Source organism: Nonomuraea sp. NPDC003560, from assembly GCF_042878785.1.
GTDB lineage: Bacteria > Actinomycetota > Actinomycetes > Streptosporangiales > Streptosporangiaceae > Nonomuraea.
This window is the reverse complement of sequence record NZ_JBIAOF010000001.1, coordinates 880,065-898,813: the sequence shown is the minus strand read 5'-3', so window position 1 is coordinate 898,813 and position 18,749 is coordinate 880,065. Positions and strand designations below refer to the sequence as shown.

Genomic DNA, 18,749 nt, shown 5'->3' with positions numbered 1-18,749 from the left:
GTGGCAGAGCTTGACGTCGTCGTGATCGGCGCCGGGGTGAGCGGGCTGGCGGCGGCCGCGCGGCTGGCCGCCGCCGGGCTGGCGGTCACGGTGCTGGAGGCCAGGGAGCGGGTGGGCGGCCGGATCCGCACCCACCGGCCGACCCTGCTGGAGCTGGGCGCGCAGGTCATCCACGGCGACCGCAACCCGATCGCGGCGCTGCCCGGCCTGGAGGCGCCCGTGCCGGTGCCGCGGCGCGCGGCCCGGGTGCTGCTGCCCGGCGGGCCGCGCCCGCTGACCGCGCTGCGGCCCACGCCGCCGCTGCTGGAGGAGCGGCTGACGTCGGGCGCGGCCCGGGAGCCGCTGCGCCGCCTGGCGGGGGCGAGCCCCTGGGACGTGCCGGTCGCGACGTGGCTCAAGGAGGAGACGGCGCGGTGCCCGCAGGCCCTGGAGCCGGCGGCGGAGTGGTTCAGGCAGAACTGGGCGGCCGAGCCGGAGGCGCTGAGCGCGCCCGCGCTGGCCGCGCTGCGCCGGGCCGACCGGTCCGGGCGGGGCGAGTTCGCGCTGCCGGGCGGCTTCGACCGGCTGCCCGCGCGGCTGGCCGAGGGGCTGCGGGTGCGGCTCGGCGACGCGGTCGTCCGCCTGGCCTGGACGCCGGGCCGGGTGCGGGCGCTGACCGCCGCAGGGCGCGTGGAGAGCGCCGCCGCCGCCGTGGTGACCGTGCCGCCGCCGGTGGTCGCCGAGGGACGGCTCGTGCTGGACGACCTGCCGGTTCGCAAGCAGGCGGCGGCCTACGAGCTGCGGCCCGGCGACGCCTGGTGCGGGCTGGCCGCCTATCCCGTGGCCGCCCCCGAGTCCGTCGTGGTCTTCGACGCCGGCGGCCGTCTGGGGTTCGTCAGCACGACCGCCGGGCGGCCCGAGGTGCTGGTGATGGCCAAGGGCCGGGCCGCGGCGGCGGCCCGGAGCGCGTGGGCCGAGCCGGGCGGCCTGGCCGCGCTGCTGGCCCGCGCCCTGCCGTGGACGCGGGGGCTGAACCCGGAGGTGGTGGTGTCCGACTGGGGCGCCGACCCGTGGGCGGGCGGCGCGTACACCTACCCGGGCGTGGGGACGTTGTGGGCGTCCCCGGCCTGGGCCGAGCCGCTGGGCGGGACGGTCTTCTTCGCCGGGGAGGCCACCGTCGGCCTGTCCGGCCCGCCCATGGCGCACATGGCGATGGCCAGCGGGGAGCGCGCGGCCACAGAGGTGATTGGGGCGCTGGAGAGATGACGGCCGGAAACGGGGAGCTGCACGGCGGGTGGTTCCTGCTCGCCCTCGACGACGAGATCGGCCCGGGGATCACCCCGCTGCGGCTGGGCGGCGCGCGCCTGATGGCCGTGCGCGACGGCGAGCGGATCCGGGTGTTCGAGGCCACCTGCCCCCACCGGGGCGCCCATCTGGCCTACGGCGGCAAGCTGGACGGCGACTGCGTGATCTGCCCCTTCCACGGCAAGCGCGTCTCGCTCGGCGGGTCCGGCCGCCGCTGGTCGGTGGGCGAGCTGCGGACGCTGCGGGCCGGGGCGGCGCTGTTCGCCCGGCTGTCCGGCGACCCCGGCGACGACCGCGGCTTCGAGCAGGCGATCAAGCAGGCGGCCGAGGACCTGGTGATCGTGGCGGCGGTGAACCAGCCGGTGACGGTCCCGGCGGAGTACGTCGTCGAGAACGCCTTCGACGCCCAGCACTTCAGCACCGTCCACCTGGTGCCCTCGGTGCGCGGCATGCGGGTCAGCATGGGCGGGCACGACGAGCTGGTCATCGAGGGCGAGTTCCGGACCAAGGCGCCGCCGTGGGAGCGGGAGCGGCGGCTCGACTTCGCCTCCCGGTTCGTGGCCCGCGCCTACAGCCCGCACCTCGTGGTGACCGAGCTGGGCACGGAGTCGGCGCCGTACACGATCGTCACCGGCGCGGTGCCGGACGGGACGGGCTGCGTGGGACGGGTGGCCATCGGCGTGCGGCCGGACCAGCGGGACTCGCTGCCGGCGCTCGTGCACGGCGCCCGCTACGCCTTCGACCAGGACCGCGTCGTCTGGGACCACCTGGACACCGGCGCCCCGCAGCGGCTGGACGCCGGCGACACCCCGGTCATCGCCTTCCGCCGCTTCTGCCAGGGCTTCGCCCCCGTCCCCGCCTCCGCCTCCGCCTCCGCCGGAGCGTCCTCATGAGCCTGTACGTGCGCTCGACCGGCGAGGGCCGGGCCGTGTTGTGGATCCACGGCTACACGATGGACGCCTCGGTCTGGGAGCCGCTGTGGAACCTGCTGCCCGGCTGGCGGCACGTCGGCGTGGACCTGCCGGGACACGGGCGGTCCGGGCCGCTGCGGCCGGGCACGTCGCTGCCCGCCCTGGCGGCCGAGCTGGCCGGGCTGGCCAGGGCGGAGTCGGCCACGCTGGTGGTGGCCGAGTCGATCGGCTCGATGATCGCGCTGCAGCTGGCCGTCGACCATCCCGATGACGTGCGCGGGCTGATCGTCGGCTCCCCGACCATCGCCGGCGCGCCTCCCGAGCCGGGCACCGCCGAGCGTTACCGGGCGCTGGCCGGGCTGGCCCGGATGGGCGCGGACGGCGAGCAGCTCGCCGACCTGTGGATGTCCTCGCCGCCGGACATCTTCCGCGGCACCGAGGACCATCCCGAGCTGCGGGCCAGGCTGCGGGCGATCGTGGCCGGGCACTCGTGGCGGGAGCTGCGCGACGGCGCGATGCACGGGCTGAGCAGGCACGTCCACACGGTGCAGGACCTGCGCGGCATCCGGGCGCGCACGCTGGTCGTCGTTGGCGACCGGGACATGCCGACGTTCCGGGCCGGCGCGGCGCTGCTGCGCGAGTCGGTCCCCCGGTGCCGCACGGTCACCGTCCCCGGGGCCGGCCACCTGTGCCTGATCGAGCGGCCCGAGGTCGTGGCGCCGCTCGTCGCCGCGCACCTGCGGCTGTCGGCCCTGGACGCGGACGAAGCGGACCAAGCGGACGATGTGGACGATGTGGACGAGGAGGCCGGGCGTGCCGATTCACGAGCACTATGAGCCGGGCGAGCCGTGCTGGGTGGACTACGGGGCGCTCGACCCGGCCGGCGCGCGGGCCTTCTACGGGGAGCTGTTCGGCTGGACCTTCCGCGAGGAGGGCGGCTACTCCTTCGTCGAGCTGGGCGGCCAGGTCGTGGCCGGTTTCGGCCGGGTGCCGCCGGGCCTGCCCGCCTCCTGGAACACCTACCTGGCGGCCCCGGACGCGGACGCCGTGGCCGTACGGGTGAAGGAGCTGGGCGGCGGCGTCGTCTTCGGCCCGATGGCGGCCGGCCAGGACGGGCGCGTGCTGTTCGCGACCGACCCGGCGGGGGCGGCCGTCGGCTTCTGGGAGGGGCACCGGCCGGCCGGGATCGTGCTGGCCGGCGAGCCGGGCACGTGGTGCGCCCACGAGCTGTGGTCGGCCGGGGCCGCGTTCTACCGGGACCTGCTCGGCGTCGCGCCCGAGGTCCGCGAGGGGACGGGGGCGCGGCCGCAGTGGATGACGTTCTTCGCGACCGCCGACCGTGCCGCGACCGGCGCGGCGGCGGCCCGGCTGGGCGCCACGACCGCCCCCGGGCATCCCCGGGCGACGATCGTGCGCGACCCGTGGGGGGCTCTATTCGCGCTGACGTGACCGGCCGGACAGCACGAAGAACAGGGCCACGAGGACGGCGCCGGCGATGACGACCACCGAGCCGACCGTCTTGCCGATCAGGAAGGCCACGACCACCGCGGCGGCGTAGACCAGGGGAACGACCAGCCGGAGGTTCAATCCCATGCGCGCTCCTTGAAGAAAGACGGAACGGAACTCAGACGCATCATCGAACAGGCCGGGCGGGCGGTCCAGAATAACGCCGGAATATACGTATCGGCCTACGTATTGGGCCCCGCACGCCGGGCCCGTCACTGCGTAATACGTATCGATTATCGGAAGGGCTCGCGATGACCAAGGTATTAGTGATCGGCGGCGGCCCGGCGGGCTCGATCGCCGCGACGCTGCTGGCCCGCAACGGAATGGACGTCCGGCTCCTGGAACGCGAACGTTTCCCGCGTTACCACATCGGCGAGTCCGTCTCGCCGTCCTGCCGGACGATCATCGACTACGCCGGGGCGCACGAGAAGATCGAGGAGCGCGGTTATCCCGTCAAGGAGGGCCTGCTGCTGCGCTGGGGCGCCGAGCGCGACTGGACGGTGAACTGGGCGGCCACGTTCGGCCCCGAGGTGCGCTCCTGGCAGGTGGACCGGGACGACTTCGACCAGGTGCTGCTGGACCACGCCGCCTCCCAGGGCGTCGAGGTGATCCAGCAGGCCAGGGTCAGGCGGGTGCTGTTCGAGGACGGCCGCGCCCGCGCCGCCGAGTGGGACCGCGGCCTGGAGCGCTTCGATCACGTGGTCGACGCCTCCGGACGCGCCGGGGTACTGTCGGCGCAGCACTTCCGTGACCGACGCCCGCACGACGTCTTCAGGAACGTCGCCATCTGGGGCTACTACCAGGGCGGCGAGCTCCTTCCCGACACGCCGGGCGGCGGCATCAACGTGATCTCCTCACCGGAAGGGTGGTACTGGGTGATCCCGCTGCGCGGCGAGGTGTTCAGCGTCGGCTTCGTCACCCACCAGACCCGCTTCCTGGAGCGGCGTGCCCACTACCGGTCGCCGGAGGAGATGTTCCACGCGGTGGTGGCCGAGTCGCCGACCGTGGCGGGGCTGATCGGCAGGTTCACCGGCCCGGTGCGCGTCGAGCAGGACTTCTCGTACGTGGCCGACTCCTTCTGCGGCCCCGGCTACCGCATCGCCGGCGACGCCGCCTGCTTCCTGGACCCGCTGCTGTCGACCGGCGTGCACCTGGCCATGTACAGCGCCCTGCTGGCCGCGGCCTCGATCACGGCCACCGAACGCGGCGAGGTGAGCGAGCAGGAGGCCCTGGGCTTCTACGAGTCCCTGTATCGCAACGCCTACCAGCGGCTGCTGACCATGGTCTCCTCGGTCTACCGGCAGTACCGCGGCCGGGCCAGCTACTTCTGGCTGGCCCAGCACCTGATCAGGGGCGGGACGTCCGACCACGCGTTCGCCGCGATCACGGCCGGGCTGTCCGACCTGACCGACGCCACCACCGCCGGCGGCACCGCGCCGATGAGCGAGCTGGTGACCGCCGCCCACGACGCGGGGCTGCGCGCCCTGCGCAACGTCACGCCCGCCGGCAGCACCCTGGCGCCCATGCGCATGGACGCCAACGACCTGTACGACGCCGCCACCGGCCTCTACCTGACCGCTCACCCCCGGCTCGGCATCAGCCGCTCACTGACGAGGACGCCTTGATGAAGTCACTGGTCCGCCTGCTCCTGCCGCTCGCCTTACTGGCGGCCCTGCTCTCCCCCGCCCCGGCGACGGCCGCCCGGACGCCCGCCTCGGCCGCGGGCGGGCAGGCGTCCACCGGGCAGGCGGAGGCCATGCGGCGGCTGTCGTTCATGATCGGCACGTGGGCGGGGGCGGGCTGGACCGTCACGCCCTCCGGCACCCGGCAGGAGTTCCTGCAGACCGAGCGGGTGCGCTGGCAGGCGGGCGACCTGGTGATCTCGGTCGAGGGTCAGGGCCGCGACAAGGCCGACCCGCGCACGATCGTGGACAGCGCCCTGGCGGTGATCAACTACTCCGAGGCGACCGGCCAGTACCGCTGGGAGGCGTTCTCGCGCGGCTACGTCACCACGGTGGTGCCGGTGGTCGGCGACGACACCTTCGAGTGGAGCCTCCAGACGCCCGCCTACACCAGCCGCTACACGCTGACGTTCACCGGCACCACCTGGCACGAGATCGGCGAGACCACCGTGGACGGCGGCCAGACCTGGCACCAGAACTTCCAGATGGACCTGCGCCGGCTCTACTGACCCCTGCGCACACTTGTACAAATGTAACACTGAGCGAAAATTTGGTAGCAATGCGTGCATAGTCCCAGTTCAGCCGGGTACCGCGACTCCATGAGCTCCTCGTTTTGGAGGAAACCGTGGACATCAATATTGGCCAAGGCCTGACGGACGCCTGGCGACAGGTCGCGACGTTCGTGCCCAGGCTGGTCGCGTTCCTGGTGATCCTGATCATCGGATGGATCGTGGCGAAGGCGCTGCAGAAGCTCGTGGACAAGATCCTCGACCGCGTCGGGTTCGAACGGGCGGTACAGCGCAGCGGCGTGCAGCGCTGGCTCGAAAGCAGCCGGTACGACGCCAGCGGGCTGCTCGCCAAGCTCGTCTACTACGCGATCCTGCTGATCACCCTGCAGATCGCCTTCAGCGTCTTCGGGCCCAACCCGATCTCGGCGCTGCTCAACGGGGTGGTGGGCTGGCTGCCCAAGGCCGTGGTCGCCATCGTGATCATCGTGATCGCCGGGGCGATCGCCCGGGCCGTCCGGGATCTCGTCGACGGCGCGCTCGGCGGGCTGTCCTACGGGCGCTGGCTCGGCATCGCGGCGGCCGTCTTCATCTGGGCGCTCGGCATCATCGCCGCGCTCAACCAGATCGGCGTCGCCACGACCGTCACGACCCCGGTGCTCATCACCGTGCTCGCCACCATCGGCGCGATCATCGCCATCGGCCTCGGCGGCGGGCTCGTCCGTCCGATGCAGCAGCGCTGGGAGCGCTGGATCGGCCGGATCGAGGCGGAGGCGCCGCAGGCCAGGGCGCACGCCGAGGCGTACCAGCGGGGGCGTGAGGACGCCCGCTCGATGGCCCGGCCCGCCGAACCGGCCCGCACCCCACCCGGCGCGCCCGGCGCGCCCGGCACCACCGGCCCGACCGGCCCGACCGGCGGGACGACCGGCGGGGCGACCCGCGCGGACCTCCCGCCGGAGAGCTGAGCTCCGCGTGGCCGGGACAAGCGCCCGGCCACGCGGACCCCTCACGGCCGGCAGGCCGGCCGGCGCGATACGTACGGCGCGGGCTCAGGCGGGTTCGGCGAGGAAGCCCTGTTCGCGGGCGAGCCAGCAGACCGCCGTCAGCCGCAGCGCGGGCGCGTCGTGGTCGCCGCTGAAGATCCAGCCGCGGTGGCGCAGCTCGTCGAGGAAGCCCAGCAGATAGTCGCCGAGGGTCTCGCGGTCGAGCGGGATCGCGTCACGCAGCAGCGCCGCGTGCTGATCCACGGCCGCGACCAGCGCCGGCTCGCGCTCCATCCTGGCGAGCTGGGCATGGCCCAGCGTGTCCATCAACCACCGCAGGGGCGCATGCGCCCAGCCCTCCTCGAAAACCACGCGCCAACTTTAAGGCATCGCCCGAGGTCAGCCCGCCCGGGGGGCGGGTAGCGCGGTCGGCCGTGCGGTCGGTCGTGCGGTCAGTCGTGCGGTCAGTCATGTGGTCAGTCGTGCGGTCGGTCGAAGGGCAGTCCGACGTAGTTCTCCGCCAGCGTGGTCGCCGCCGCCTCCGAGGAGGTGACGTAGTCCAGGTAGGAGGTCTGGAGCCGCCGCCCGTACGGGTCGTCCTCATCGAAGGTGTGCAGCAGCGTCGTCATCCACCACGAGAAGTGCTGCGCCCGCCACACCCGCTTCAGGCACGCCGCCGAGTAGCCGTCGAGCAGCTCCGGCGAGCCGTGCTCGAAGAACGCCGCCAGCGCCTCGGTCAGCACCCGGACGTCGGCCACGGCCAGGTTCAGCCCCTTGGCGCCGGTCGGCGGCACGATGTGGGCGGCGTCCCCGGCCAGGTAGAGCCGCCCGTACTGCATGGGCTCGGCGACGAAGGAGCGCATCGGCGTGACGCCCTTCTCGATGATCTCGCCCGTGGTCAGCTCGAAGCCCGGGACGGTCTCCAGGCGGGCCTTCAGCTCGGCCCAGACGCGCTCGTCGGGCCACTGCGCCACGTCGGCGTCGGCCGGGACCTGGAGGTAGAAGCGGCTGACCGTGGGCGAGCGCATGCTGTGCAGCGCGAAGCCGCGCTCGGTCCTGGCGTAGATCAGCTCCTCCGACGACGGCGCCACCTCGGCCAGGACGCCGAGCCAGGCGAAGGGGTACTCCCGCTCGAACACCTCCAGGACCCCGTCCGGGACGCTCGGCCGCGAGACGCCGTGGAAGCCGTCGCACCCGGCGATCACGTCGCAGTCGAGCCGCTCGCCGCCGAAGGTGAGGTACGGCTCGGACTCCGGCGAGTGCACCTCGACGTCCTCGACCTCGAACCGCAGGTCGCCGCCCGCCGCCAGCCGGGCCGCGATCAGGTCCTTGACGACCTCCTGCTGGCCGTAGACGGTGATGGCCCGGCCGGGGACGAGCTCGTCGAAGGCGATGCGGTGGCCCGCGCCGCCGTACCGCAGCTCGATGCCGTGGTGCGGCAGGCCCTCGCGCAGCAGGCGCGCGCCGACGCCCGCCTCGACGAGCGTGTCCACCGTGCCCTGCTCCAGGACGCCCGCGCGGACCCGCCGCTCGACGTAGGCGCGGCTGCGCCTCTCCAGCACCACCGAGGAGATGCCGCGCAGGTGGAGCAGATGAGACAGCAGCAGGCCCGCGGGGCCCGCGCCGATGATCCCGACCTGAGTTCGCATGAGGGAAGTCTGCTGCCTGCCTGCCCTCGGAGCCGAGTAGCCTCTTCCACTGAGTGGAAGATGTGCGCAGGAGTGTGGTCATGTCCGGAGGAGCCCGGCGTCCGGGGCAGACGGTGACGTCCAAGGTGCTGGCCATCCTGGGGGCGTTCGACGCGGCCCATCCGCAGCTCACGCTGACCGACCTGGCCAGGCGGAGCGGGGTGCCGCTGAGCACGGCCCACCGGCTGGTGGCCGAGCTGGAGGAGTGGCAGGCGCTCAGCCGCTCCCCCGACGGGCGGCTGCGGGTGGGGCTGCGGCTGTGGGAGCTCGGCCAGCTCGCGCCCGGCAGCCTCCAGGGCCGCGCGCACCCCTGGCTCCAGGAGCTGTTCGCCACCACCGGCGAGAACGTGCACCTCGCCGTCCGCGACGGCCTGGAGGTCCTGTACGTGGACAAGGTGTACGGCAGGCGGGCCGTGCCCATCGTCTCGCGCACGGGCGGGCGGCTGCCGATGCACCCGACCGGGGTGGGCAAGGCGCTGCTGGCCTTCGAGCCGGAGTGGTTCGTGCAGGCGTACCTGGCCCGCGCGCTCGAACGGCCCACGCCGCACACCGTCACCGAGCCGGGCCGGCTGGCCAGGGAGCTGGCGGCGGTGCGGGCGCAGGGCTACGCGCTGACGCACGAGGAGATGACGCTCGGCTCGTGCTCGGCGGCCGCGCCGGTCGTCGTGGACGGGCGGGCGGTGGCCGCCGTGGGGATCGTGCTGGCCTCGCGGCGCGCCCGCGAGCTGCCCCGGCTGGTGGACCCGCTGCTGGAGACCGCCGCCCGGATCGCCGCCGCCTGCCGGGCCCCCTGACCGGCCGCCGGCGGCGGTCAGTCGGTGAACTTCTGGATGCGGTCCTTGAACAGGGTGGTCGCGATGGCCGCCTTGTGCGGCTGCCCCTTCAGGAACGCCTGGGCGAAGCTCTTGGCCTGGTCGTAGGAGACCTTGCCGGGCATCGGCGGCTCGTTCGGGTTGACGTCCACGTCCACCAGGGCGGGGCCGTCGTGGGCGAGCGCCTGCCTGATCGCCGCGGCCACGTCCCCGGACTTGGTGACCTTGGCGCCGAACCCGCCGCACGCCCTGGCCCAGACCGAGTAGTCGGCCTCCGGCTGGGCGAAGCGCACGCCGTGCTCGGGGTAGCCGAGGACCATCTGCTCCCACAGGATCTGGCCGAGCGAGTTGTTGTTGTTGATGACGACCTTGACCGGCAGCCGGTGCTGGGCGGCGGTCAGGAACTCGGCCATCAGCATCGCGAAGCCGCCGTCGCCGACGTAGGCGATGACCTGCCGGCCGGGGAAGGCGTGCTGCATGGCGATGGCGTACGGCAGGCCCGGCGCCATCGTGGCCAGCGTGCCCGACAGGTAGAACTCGCGCCCGCCGCGGATCGTCCAGTGGCGGGCGGCCCAGGTGGCGATCGTGCCGCTGTCGCAGGTCAGGATGGCGTCGTCGGCGGCCAGATCGTCCAGGACGGACATGGCGTACTGGGGGGCGATCGGGTCCCTGTCGGGGTTCTCCAGGCTGTCCATGTCGGAGCGCCACTTGGCCATGAGCTTCTGGTACTTGGCCAGGTGTCCGTCGCCGCCGCGCCGGGTGAGCAGCGGCAGCAGCTCGCGCAGGCCCTCCTTGGCGTCGCACACCACGGGCACGTCGGTCGGCACCCGCGCCCCGGCCCTGGTCGGCTCGGCCTCGAACTGCACCACCCGCGCCTTGCCCGGCTCGGGGAGGAACTTCGAGTACGGGAAGTTCGTGCCGATCATGAACAGGACGTCGGCCTCGTCCATCAGCTCCTCGCTCGGCTTGGTGCCGAGCAGCCCGATCCCGCCCGTCGTGTACGGCGAGTCGTCCGGGACGACCGCCTTGCCGGGCAGCGTCTTGACCACCGGCGCGCCCAGCGCCTCGGCCACGGCCAGCACCTCCTGCCGGGCGTGCAACGCGCCCTGCCCGGCCAGGATGGCGGGCCGTTCGGCGGCGTTGAGCACCTCGGCGGCGCGCGCCAGGTCCTCCCGGCGCGGCAGCCCCGGGGGCCGCAGGTAGATCGGCGCGGTCTCCGGCGCGCGCACCGGCGCGACCGTCCGGTACGGGTCCTCCCCCGCGTCGGCCACCTGGATGTCGTTGGGCAGCGTGAGATGGGCGACGCCGCGCCGCGCGTAGGCCGTCCGGACGGCCAGGTCCACCAGCGAGGGCAGCTGGGCCGGGTTGGTGATCATCATGTTGTACTCGGCCACGTCGGCGAACAGCTTGTCGAGGTGGACCTCCTGCTGGTAGCCGGTGCCGAGCACGGCGGTCTCCTGCATGCCGGTGATGGCCAGCACGGGGACGTGGTCGAGCTTGGCGTCGTAGAGGCCGTTGAGCAGGTGGATGCCGCCGGGGCCGGAGGTGGCCAGGCAGACGCCGATCCGTCCCGTGGCCTTGGCGTAGCCGGTGGCCATGAAGGCGGCGGCCTCCTCGTGGTGCACCAGCACGAACCGCACCCGATCACGATGACGGCGCAGCCCCTCCATGATGCCGTTGATGCCGTCGCCCGGCAGGCCGAAGACGGTGTCCACGCCCCACTCGGCGAGCCGTTCGATCAGGGATTCGGATGCGATACGAGCCATATTGGCGGCTCTACCCCGCACCGCCGTCCACAGACCTCGTCACGAAAATCATTGTCATCTCTGGGGATTCGCGGGTATGGACCCGGCATGCGCATTCTGGTCACAGGAGCCACCGGCACCCTCGGCAGGGCCCTGGTGCCCGTCCTGCTCAAGGCGGGACATCGGGTACGGGCGCTCAGCCGTACCCGGCACGAGGACCGCGGGGGCGTGGAGTGGGTGTGGGGCGATCTGGCCTCGGGCAAGGGCGTCGCCGAGGCCGTCCGGCAGGTCGAGGCCGTCGCGCACCTGGCCACCGGCGGCCGGCAGGGCCGCGCCCAGGTGGACCTGGCCGGCACCCGCACGCTGACCGCGGCGGCTCGCGCGGCCGGGGCCGCGCACGTGCTGCTGCCCTCGATCGCCGGCGCGGACCGCGCGCCCGGCCACCGGCACAAGCTGGAGGCCGAACGGCTGGTCAGGGAGAGCGGCATGGCCTGGACGGTCGTCCGCGCCACCCCGTTCCACCAGTCGGTGGACCGGCTGCTGCGCGACCTGGCGGCGCTGCCCGTGCTGCCCGTGGACCGGTCGCTGCTGTGGCAGCCGGTGCACGTGGACGACGTCGCCGGCCGTCTGGCCGCGCTGCTGGCCGGCGGCCCGGCCTGCGCCGTCGTCGAGTACGGCGGCCCGCAGGTCCTCGGCACCGAGGAGCTGACCAGGACCTGGCTGGACGCCCGCCGCCTGCGCCGCCTGTGCCTGCCGGTGCGCATCCCGGGCAGGCTGGCCGCCGCGCAGCGCGCGGGCGCGTTCACCACGGAGGCCGACCCCAAGGGCCGGATCACCTGGCACGACTACCTGTTCCCGCCGCCGCCGGTGCCCTCGGACGACTTCGCCGAGGAGCACACCGCCTCGCCGACCAGCCCGGCCACGCAGCCCGAGCGGGACCCGTCGGTGCGCGTCTACGGCGGCGACGAGGGCTACCAGCGGCCCACGCGCGGCTGACCGGCGCCCATCCGCGGCTGGGACCGGTTACCGATTCGTTAGGCACCCCCCTCTTGCTGGGCTTTCTCCGCCGTCGGTACCGTCACTGAACAACTTGTTCAGCCTGACCGATCGAGAGGTTCGATGACGGACCTGGGCACCCGCATCCGGGTCTACCGAGGCATGCGCGGCATGACCGTGCGCGCCCTGGCCGGCGAGGCCAAGGCGAGCCCCAGCTTCATCAGCCAGCTCGAACGCGGGCAGACCAGCGCGAGCATCGGCATGCTGCGCAGGATCTCCTCCGCTCTCGGCATCACCGTGGCCGACCTGTTCAACGAGGACGACGAGCCCGCCCACCGCGTGGTGCGCCGCGCCGAGCGTCCCGAGCTGGCCACCGCGCCGGGCACCCGCAAGTTCCTGATCTCCCAGCGCCCGCTGCGCACTGTGGAGATGTACGCCGGCGAGTTCGACCCCGGCGCCTCCACCGGCGACGAGCCGTACACGCACGGCGACTCGCAGGAGATCTTCCTCGTGCTGCGCGGCAGCCTCACGCTCTGGCTGGGCCCGGCCGGGTCCGCCGCCGCGCACCCGCTGGGGCCCGGCGACAGCGTGGAGTACCGCACATCGGTCCCGCACCGGGTGGTCAACGACGGCGACGAGGCCGCCGAGGTGCTCTGGGTGATCAGCCCGCCCACCCCGTCCGCCGGGGACAGAGCGGATGGGGAATCAGCGGAGGGGCACGTAGCAGCCGTGGAGGCAGAACAGTCATGACAGGCATCCCGCTCACCGACGACTACGCCAACGGGGGCGTCTCGTTCTGGTACCGGCAGATCGGCCTGCCCGCCAGGCGGCCCGCGCTGCCCGGCTCCCGCGAGTACGACGTGGCGATCGTCGGCGGCGGCTACACCGGCCTGTGGACGGCGTACTACCTGAAGAAGGCCCAGCCCGACCTGCGGATCGCGATCCTGGAGAAGGAGTTCGCCGGGTTCGGCGCCTCCGGGCGCAACGGCGGCTGGCTGTCGGCCGAGTTCGCCGGCTCCCGCGAGCGGCACGCCCAGGCCCGCGGCCGGCAGGCCATGATCGACCTCCAGCACGCCATGTTCCGCGCGGTGGACGAGGTCATCGACGTCACCCGCGCCGAGGGCATCGACGCCGACGTGCACAAGGGCGGTCTCGTGCACGTGGCGACCAACCCGGCCCAGCGGCGGCGGCTCCGCGAGGAGGTCGCCGACCTGCGCTCCTGGGGCTACGGCGAGGACGACATGCGGCTGATGGACCGCGACGAGCAGCGCGAACGCCTCCAGGTGGCGGGCACGCTGGAGGCCGCGTACTCGCCGCACTGCGCCCGCGTGCAGCCGGCCAAGCTCGCCGTCGGCCTGGCCTCGGCCGTGGCCGCGCTGGGCGTGGACGTCTTCGAGGGCACGACGGTGACCGAGATCCGGCCGCGCATGGGCGGCGGCAAGGCGACCGCGCACACGCCGCTCGGCGTCGTCTCGGCCGACTACGTCATCCGGGCCACCGAGGGCTTCACCGCGTCACTGGCCGGGCAGCACCGGCAGTGGCTGCCGATGAACAGCTCCATGATCGTCACCGAGCCGCTGCCCGCCGAGGTGTGGAAGCACATCGGCTGGGCCGGGCACGAGCTGCTCGGCGACCAGGCCCACGCCTACGTCTACGCCCAGCGCACGGCCGACGACCGGATCGCGATCGGCGGGCGGGGGGTGCCGTACCGGTTCGGGTCGCGGACCGACCGCCGGGGGGCCACCCAGGCGCGGACGGTGGCGCTGCTGTGGCGGATGCTGGTGAAGCTCTTCCCGGCGGCGGCCGACGCGCGGGTGCAGCACTCGTGGTGCGGCGTGCTCGGCGTGCCGCGCGACTGGTGCTCGACCGTGCACCTCGACCACGCGAGCGGGCTGGGCTGGGCCGGCGGGTACGTCGGCAGCGGCGTCACCACCACGAACCTGGCCGGGCGCACGCTGCGCGACCTGGTGCTGCGGCGGGACACCGAGCTGACGGCGCTGCCGTGGGTGGGCCGGCAGGTGCGGCAATGGGAGCCGGAGCCGCTGCGGTGGGCGGGCGTGCAGCTCATCTACACGCTGTTCCGGGCCGCCGACCGCCACGAGAACGACCGCGGCACCGGCACCTCGCTGTACGCCCGCCTCGGCAACCTCGTCTCGGGCCGCTGACCCGCCCCACCGGACCGGTCAGGAGCCGCTCGCCGAGGGACCGCCGGCGCCCTGCCAGGGGTCGTAGTCGACCTCCAGCGGCTCCTGCGCCGGCCGCTCGCCCTCCGGCACGTGCTGGAGGTTGACCCGGATCCGGTACCACACGCTGCTGCGCCCGCGCATGCCGTCGACCAGCACGTCGGCGGGCTCCAGCAGGGCCGCGACCTCGGGGTGGCGGGCCTTCCAGCGGTCGAGCCCGGCCAGGGCCTCCTCCTTGTGCTGGGCCCTGGCGATCTCGATGACCGGCATGGTCTGCTGCCTGCGCCCGCTGCCCTTGGGCGGCTTGGGCGCGGGCCCGAGCTCCTCGGCCAGCTCCAGGAGGCCGTCGAGCGAGCCGGCGTGCAGGTCCATGTCCTCCCACGGGTCGCCGAGCTCGGCCAGCCGCTTCGGCACGGTGTCGACGGTGAACTCCTCGGGCCGGCAGCCGGGCACCTCCTCCCAGCTCAGCGGGGTGGACACGCGGGCGTCGGGCACCGCCCGCACCGAGTACGCCGAGGCCACCGTGCGATCGTAGGCGTTCTGGTTGAAGTCGACGAACACGCCGTGGCGCTCCTCCTTCCACCACCGGCTGGTCGCCAGGTCGGGGGCCCGCCGCTCGACCTCGCGCGCCACGGTCTCGGCCGCCTTGCGCACCTGGGCGAACGACCACCGCCGGTCGATCCGGGCATAGACATGGAAGCCCCGCGACCCGGACGTCTTGGGCCAGGCGACCAGCCCGTGGTCGGCCAGCACCTCGCGCGCCACCTGCGCGGTCGCCAGCACGTCGGCCCACCCGACGCCCGGGACGGGGTCGAGGTCGATGCGCAGCTCGTCGGGCCTGGCCAGGTCGTCGGCGCGGACCGGATGGGGGTTGAGGTCGACGCAGCCGAGGTTGACCACCCAGAGCAACTGCGCCAGATCGGTGCAGACCACCTCTTCGGCGCTCAGCCCGGACCGGTAGCGCAGCTCGGCCACCTCGATCCAGTCGGGCCGCTTGGCCGGCGCGCGCTTCTGGAAGAACGCCTCCTGCTCGATGCCGTGGACGAACCGCTTGAGCACCATCGGCCGCCCGTGCACGCCGCGCAGCGCCGCCTCGCCGACCGCCTGGTAGAACCGGATCAGGTCGAGCTTGGTGTGGCCGGACTGCGGGAAGACCACCTTGTCGGGGCTGGTGACGCGGACGGAACGGCCCGCGACCTCGATGTCAGGCATGAGATCACGATACGCGGCGGGTCCGACAGTCAGCCGGGACGCCACCCCCGGCTGCGCGCCTCCCAGTAGGTCAGCCCGAGCCGCCGGTGCAGCTCGACGGCGGCCTCGTTGTGCTCACGCGCCTCCCGTCCGCGGCCGAGCCGCCGGGCCAGCTCGGCCAGCACGTCGTGCACCGAGCCCCAGGCGGCGCTGCCCATGCCCATGACGATGAGCTGGCCGGCGATGGGCAGCAGCCGTTCGTACAGCTCGGCGGGGTCGGGCGTGCCGAGGCGGGCGGCCACCAGCCCCCAGACGGGGTGCAGGAAGTCGGCGGCCCAGTCCTCGCGCAGCTCCACCCCCCACCGGCCGATCAGCTCCCGGGCCAGCTCCGGCCGCCCGGCCTCCAGCGCGGCGAGCACGGCCAGCGGGCGCACCGGGCTCATCAGCGGCCGCTCCCCCGCCGCCACCAGCTCCGCCAGCAGCTCCGCGCCCCGGCCCTGGCCGCGCCGGCAGGTGTAGAGGGTGCCCAGGCGGCGCGCCTCGATCCCCCACAGGCTGCCGCCGAACGCGAGCCCTGGGAAGCGGGCGAGCAGGGCCTCGGCCTCGTCCCAGCGGGCGTGCAGGGTGTGCGCGGCGGTCTGGGAGACGCGGACCATGGCCTCCAGCTCGGGCCGGGCGACCTCGTGCAGGAGCTGCTCGCAGCGGTCCAGGTCCCTGGCCCACTCGGCCAGGTCCCCCGCGCGCAGCAGGCACGACATGCGCAGGACGCGCCCGACCAGCCGGGCCTCCCTGGGCAGGCCCGGCACGGCCAGCATCTCCTCGGCCGCCCTGCGCCGCGCGTCGTTGCGGCCCGGGACGAACCCGGCGATCAGGTAGTTGTTCAGCGCCTTGGCCAGCAGCATCGGGTCGTCCAGGCCGCGGGCCAGCTCGACGGCCTCCAGCGCCAGCCGCTCGCCCTCCGCGCGGCGCGGGCCGTAGTGCAGCTCGATGCCGAGCGTGCCGAGCAGCGCCGCCCTGGACGCCGGGTCCTGGCCGCGGGCGAGCAGGTCCTCCAGCACCGCGACCATCGTCTCGTCCACGACGCCGTACGGCCGCCAGTTCCACACCGACAGCCCGCCGAACACCGAGACGGCGGCCACCAGCGCGTCCCGGTCGCCGAGCCGCTGGGCCTGGGCGACGGCCTCGTCCAGGTCGCGGTGGGCGCCGGCGGCATCGCCCAGGCTGCGGCGGGCCCGGCCCAGCTCGGTGAGCAGCCGGCAGCGCCGCGGCGAGTCGCCGGGCGGGAGGTGGGCGAGCGCCAGCTCCCACAGCTCGACGGCCTCCTGGTAGCCGTGCCGGGCGGCGGCCTGGGCGGCGGCCTCGCAGGCGTGCGTGACGGCCTTGGGCGCGCCGCCCAGCCTGGCCGCCGCGGCGAAGTGGCCGGCCAGCAGCGCCGGGTCGGCGCCGGGCACGCTCTCCAGGTGCAGGCCGGCGCGCAGGTGCAGCCGGGCGCGGGCGAGCGTGGTCAGGCCGGCGTCGAGGGCCTGGCGGACGAGGGCGTGCGAGAAGCGGTAATCGGCGGCCTCGGTCAGCAGCCCGGCGGCCAGGGCCGGCTCCAGGCCGGTCATGACGTCCTCGACCGGCTGCTCCACGAGCGCGGCCAGCAGGTCCACCTCGACCTCGCGGCCCGCGACGGCGGCCGCCCTGAGCAGGTCCAGCGTCGTCCCGGGCAGCCTGGCGAGCCTGCGGTCGATCACGTCGCGTGCGCCGGGCGGGACGAGATGGCGTTCGCGTTCGGGCAGCCGCAGCAGCTCGGTGAGGTAGAACGGGTTGCCGCCGGAGCGGTCGAGCAGCTCTTCCGGGTCGGCGGTCACCTCGCGCAGGCGCAGGAAGTCGCGCACCCCGTCGGCGTCGAACGGCGCGAGCGGCAGCCTGCGGCCCTCCCTGGACAGGGCGGCCAGGGTCTCGCGGAGCTGGGCAGGGTGGCCGTCCGGCTCGGGCCTGAGCGTGGCCAGCACCAGGGCGGACGTGCCCGCCAGCTCGCCGGCGACGTGGCCGAGCAGCTTCAGCGAGGAGGCGTCGGCCCAGTGCAGGTCCTCCAGCACCAGCAGCAGCGGGCCGCCGCGCAGCGAGTCGAGCACGGCGTCGTAGAGGTCGAACAGCTCGGCGTGCGGCGACGGCGGGATCATGCCCGCCCGCGTCCACGGCCAGAACGCCGGGGCCCTGGCGTCGTCCAGGCACCTGCCCCATTCCACCCGGAATCCGCGGGCGGCGGCCAGGTCGGCGGCGGCCCTGGCCAGGCTGGTCTTGCCGATGCCGGGCTCGCCGGTGACCAGCGCCAGCCCGCCGCGCCCGGCCCGCGCCGCGCCCAGCAGCTCCTCCAGGGTCCGCAGCTCCGCCTCCCGTCCCACCAGCCGCTCCCCCGCGCCCCGGCCCGCCATGGGCGGCGGCTCCGGAGCGGCCTCCGCCCCTCGGTCCGCCGCCGGGCGGCCGGTCGTCGCGCCGGGGGCGTCCAGGGCCGGGGACTGGTCGAAGACGGCCTGTTCCAGGCGTCTGAGCTCCGGTCCCGGCTCGATGCCCAGCCGTCCGGCCAGCAGGCCGCGCACCCGGCGCAGGGCGGCCAGCGCGTCGGCCTGCCGGCCCGCCCGGTAGAGCCCGAGCACCAGCAGCCGCCACGCCCGCTCCCGGTACGGGTACGCCTCGGCCAGCGCCTCCAGGTCGGGCACGGTGGCCTCGCCCAGCTCCAGCCGCGCCTCCAGCCGGTCCTCCTCGGCCGCCAGCCGCAGCTGCGCCAGCCGGGCCGGCACCTCGGGCGCGAGCCCGGGGAACTCGGCCAGCGGCTCGCCGCGCCACAGGCCGAGCGCGCGGTCGAGCACCCGCGCCGCCTCGCCGTGCCGTCCCTGCCGCACCAGCCGGGCGCCGTCGGCCGTCCAGGAGGCGAAGCGGGCGACGTCCGTCTGGCCGGGCGCGATGTCCAGCAGGTAGCCGGGCTCGCGGGTGAGCAGCACCCGGGGCGGCGTGCGCGGCCTGCGTCCGGGTTCGAGCACCCGCCGCAGGTGCGACACGTACGCCTGGAGCGTGGCGGTGGCCCTGGCCGGGGCCTCCCCCGCCCACAGCTCGTCGATCAGCCGGTCGAGCGGCACGATGCGGCCCGGTTCCATCGCCAGCATGGCCAGCACCGCTCGCTGCTTGCGGGTGCCGAGGTCGAGCCGGACGCCGTCGGCGTCGTCCACCTCAAGCGGCCCGAAAAGTCTGAACTCCACAGACCTCAAGTCAACCCCAA

17 protein-coding genes are annotated in these 18,749 nt (G+C 74.3%); 11 read left to right on the top strand and 6 right to left on the bottom strand.

Annotated features, from left to right (window positions below):
• Genes ACFYUV_RS04290 through ACFYUV_RS04275 form a run of 4 tightly spaced genes read left to right on the top strand, consistent with a single transcriptional unit; the run spans window position 1 to window position 3,644 of the window.
• Window positions 1-1,245 carry a flavin monoamine oxidase family protein gene (locus tag ACFYUV_RS04290; RefSeq protein WP_387664722.1) on the top strand — a complete coding sequence of 415 codons (1,245 nt, stop codon included), beginning with the start codon at window positions 1-3 and terminating at the stop codon, window positions 1,243-1,245.
• Window positions 1,242-2,177 (top strand): Rieske 2Fe-2S domain-containing protein, encoded by a 936-nt coding sequence (locus tag ACFYUV_RS04285; protein ID WP_387664719.1) that lies wholly within the window; start codon window positions 1,242-1,244, stop codon window positions 2,175-2,177. Before ACFYUV_RS04290 ends, ACFYUV_RS04285 begins: the two co-directional genes overlap by 4 nt.
• Window positions 2,174-3,031 carry an alpha/beta fold hydrolase gene (locus ACFYUV_RS04280; RefSeq protein WP_387664717.1) on the top strand — a complete coding sequence of 286 codons (858 nt, stop codon included), beginning with the start codon at window positions 2,174-2,176 and terminating at the stop codon, window positions 3,029-3,031. The genes ACFYUV_RS04285 and ACFYUV_RS04280 overlap by 4 nt, the downstream gene beginning before the upstream one ends.
• Window positions 3,009-3,644 (top strand): VOC family protein, encoded by a 636-nt coding sequence (locus ACFYUV_RS04275; protein WP_387664714.1) that lies wholly within the window; start codon window positions 3,009-3,011, stop codon window positions 3,642-3,644. Before ACFYUV_RS04280 ends, ACFYUV_RS04275 begins: the two co-directional genes overlap by 23 nt.
• On the opposite strand, the gene ACFYUV_RS04270 is transcribed toward ACFYUV_RS04275, so the two are convergent.
• The gene (locus ACFYUV_RS04270; protein WP_352329725.1) at window positions 3,627-3,788 is read right to left on the bottom strand and encodes a hypothetical protein; all 162 of its coding nucleotides are present in this window, start codon (window positions 3,786-3,788) and stop codon (window positions 3,627-3,629) included. The genes ACFYUV_RS04275 and ACFYUV_RS04270 overlap by 18 nt on opposite strands.
• Window positions 3,789-3,952: 164 nt before the next feature.
• Between ACFYUV_RS04270 and ACFYUV_RS04265 the strand changes: the two genes are divergently transcribed.
• The 3 genes from ACFYUV_RS04265 to ACFYUV_RS04255 all read left to right on the top strand — a co-directional run bounded on the left by ACFYUV_RS04265 (window position 3,953) and on the right by ACFYUV_RS04255 (window position 6,854).
• Complete coding sequence (locus ACFYUV_RS04265; protein WP_387664712.1) at window positions 3,953-5,326, top strand: NAD(P)/FAD-dependent oxidoreductase; 1,374 nt, start codon at window positions 3,953-3,955, stop codon at window positions 5,324-5,326.
• Window positions 5,326-5,892 (top strand): hypothetical protein, encoded by a 567-nt coding sequence (locus ACFYUV_RS04260; protein ID WP_387664710.1) that lies wholly within the window; start codon window positions 5,326-5,328, stop codon window positions 5,890-5,892. The genes ACFYUV_RS04265 and ACFYUV_RS04260 overlap by 1 nt, the downstream gene beginning before the upstream one ends.
• A 122-nt stretch (window positions 5,893-6,014) precedes the next feature.
• Entirely contained in the window at window positions 6,015-6,854 is an 840-nt protein-coding gene (locus tag ACFYUV_RS04255; protein ID WP_387665305.1) for a hypothetical protein, read from the top strand.
• 84 nt (window positions 6,855-6,938) lie between these two features.
• Here ACFYUV_RS04255 and ACFYUV_RS04250 read toward each other — a convergent pair whose 3' ends face one another.
• Together ACFYUV_RS04250 and ACFYUV_RS04245 are read right to left on the bottom strand one after the other, a co-directional pair.
• Window positions 6,939-7,244, bottom strand: coding sequence for a DUF6401 family natural product biosynthesis protein (locus tag ACFYUV_RS04250; RefSeq protein WP_387664708.1), 306 nt, complete (start codon window positions 7,242-7,244; stop codon window positions 6,939-6,941).
• 104 nt (window positions 7,245-7,348) lie between these two features.
• Window positions 7,349-8,521 (bottom strand): 4-hydroxybenzoate 3-monooxygenase, encoded by a 1,173-nt coding sequence (locus ACFYUV_RS04245; protein ID WP_387664705.1) that lies wholly within the window; start codon window positions 8,519-8,521, stop codon window positions 7,349-7,351.
• Between the two features lie 80 nt (window positions 8,522-8,601).
• Between ACFYUV_RS04245 and ACFYUV_RS04240 the strand changes: the two genes are divergently transcribed.
• On the top strand, window positions 8,602-9,354 hold the full coding sequence (locus tag ACFYUV_RS04240; protein ID WP_352356857.1) for an IclR family transcriptional regulator: 753 nt from the start codon (window positions 8,602-8,604) through the stop codon (window positions 9,352-9,354).
• A gap of 17 nt (window positions 9,355-9,371) precedes the next feature.
• On the opposite strand, the gene ACFYUV_RS04235 is transcribed toward ACFYUV_RS04240, so the two are convergent.
• Window positions 9,372-11,138: a thiamine pyrophosphate-dependent enzyme gene (locus ACFYUV_RS04235; protein ID WP_387664702.1), complete on the bottom strand. Its 1,767-nt coding sequence runs from the start codon at window positions 11,136-11,138 to the stop codon at window positions 9,372-9,374.
• Between the two features lie 87 nt (window positions 11,139-11,225).
• Here ACFYUV_RS04235 and ACFYUV_RS04230 point away from each other — a divergent pair, with 87 nt between their 5' ends.
• The 3 genes from ACFYUV_RS04230 to ACFYUV_RS04220 all read left to right on the top strand — a co-directional run bounded on the left by ACFYUV_RS04230 (window position 11,226) and on the right by ACFYUV_RS04220 (window position 14,278).
• Complete coding sequence (locus tag ACFYUV_RS04230; RefSeq protein WP_387664700.1) at window positions 11,226-12,113, top strand: SDR family oxidoreductase; 888 nt, start codon at window positions 11,226-11,228, stop codon at window positions 12,111-12,113.
• 123 nt (window positions 12,114-12,236) lie between these two features.
• Window positions 12,237-12,863: a helix-turn-helix domain-containing protein gene (locus ACFYUV_RS04225; protein ID WP_387664698.1), complete on the top strand. Its 627-nt coding sequence runs from the start codon at window positions 12,237-12,239 to the stop codon at window positions 12,861-12,863.
• A complete protein-coding gene (locus ACFYUV_RS04220; RefSeq protein WP_387664695.1) occupies window positions 12,860-14,278 on the top strand; it encodes an NAD(P)/FAD-dependent oxidoreductase in 1,419 nt (472 codons plus the stop codon). The genes ACFYUV_RS04225 and ACFYUV_RS04220 overlap by 4 nt, the downstream gene beginning before the upstream one ends.
• Window positions 14,279-14,296: 18 nt before the next feature.
• Here the strand turns inward: ACFYUV_RS04220 and ligD are convergent, their stop codons facing one another.
• The gene (ligD, locus tag ACFYUV_RS04215; protein WP_387664693.1) at window positions 14,297-15,508 is read right to left on the bottom strand and encodes a non-homologous end-joining DNA ligase; all 1,212 of its coding nucleotides are present in this window, start codon (window positions 15,506-15,508) and stop codon (window positions 14,297-14,299) included.
• Between the two features lie 29 nt (window positions 15,509-15,537).
• Entirely contained in the window at window positions 15,538-18,729 is a 3,192-nt protein-coding gene (locus ACFYUV_RS04210) for a BTAD domain-containing putative transcriptional regulator (RefSeq protein ID WP_387664691.1), read from the bottom strand.
• Window positions 18,730-18,749: the final 20 nt, after the last annotated feature.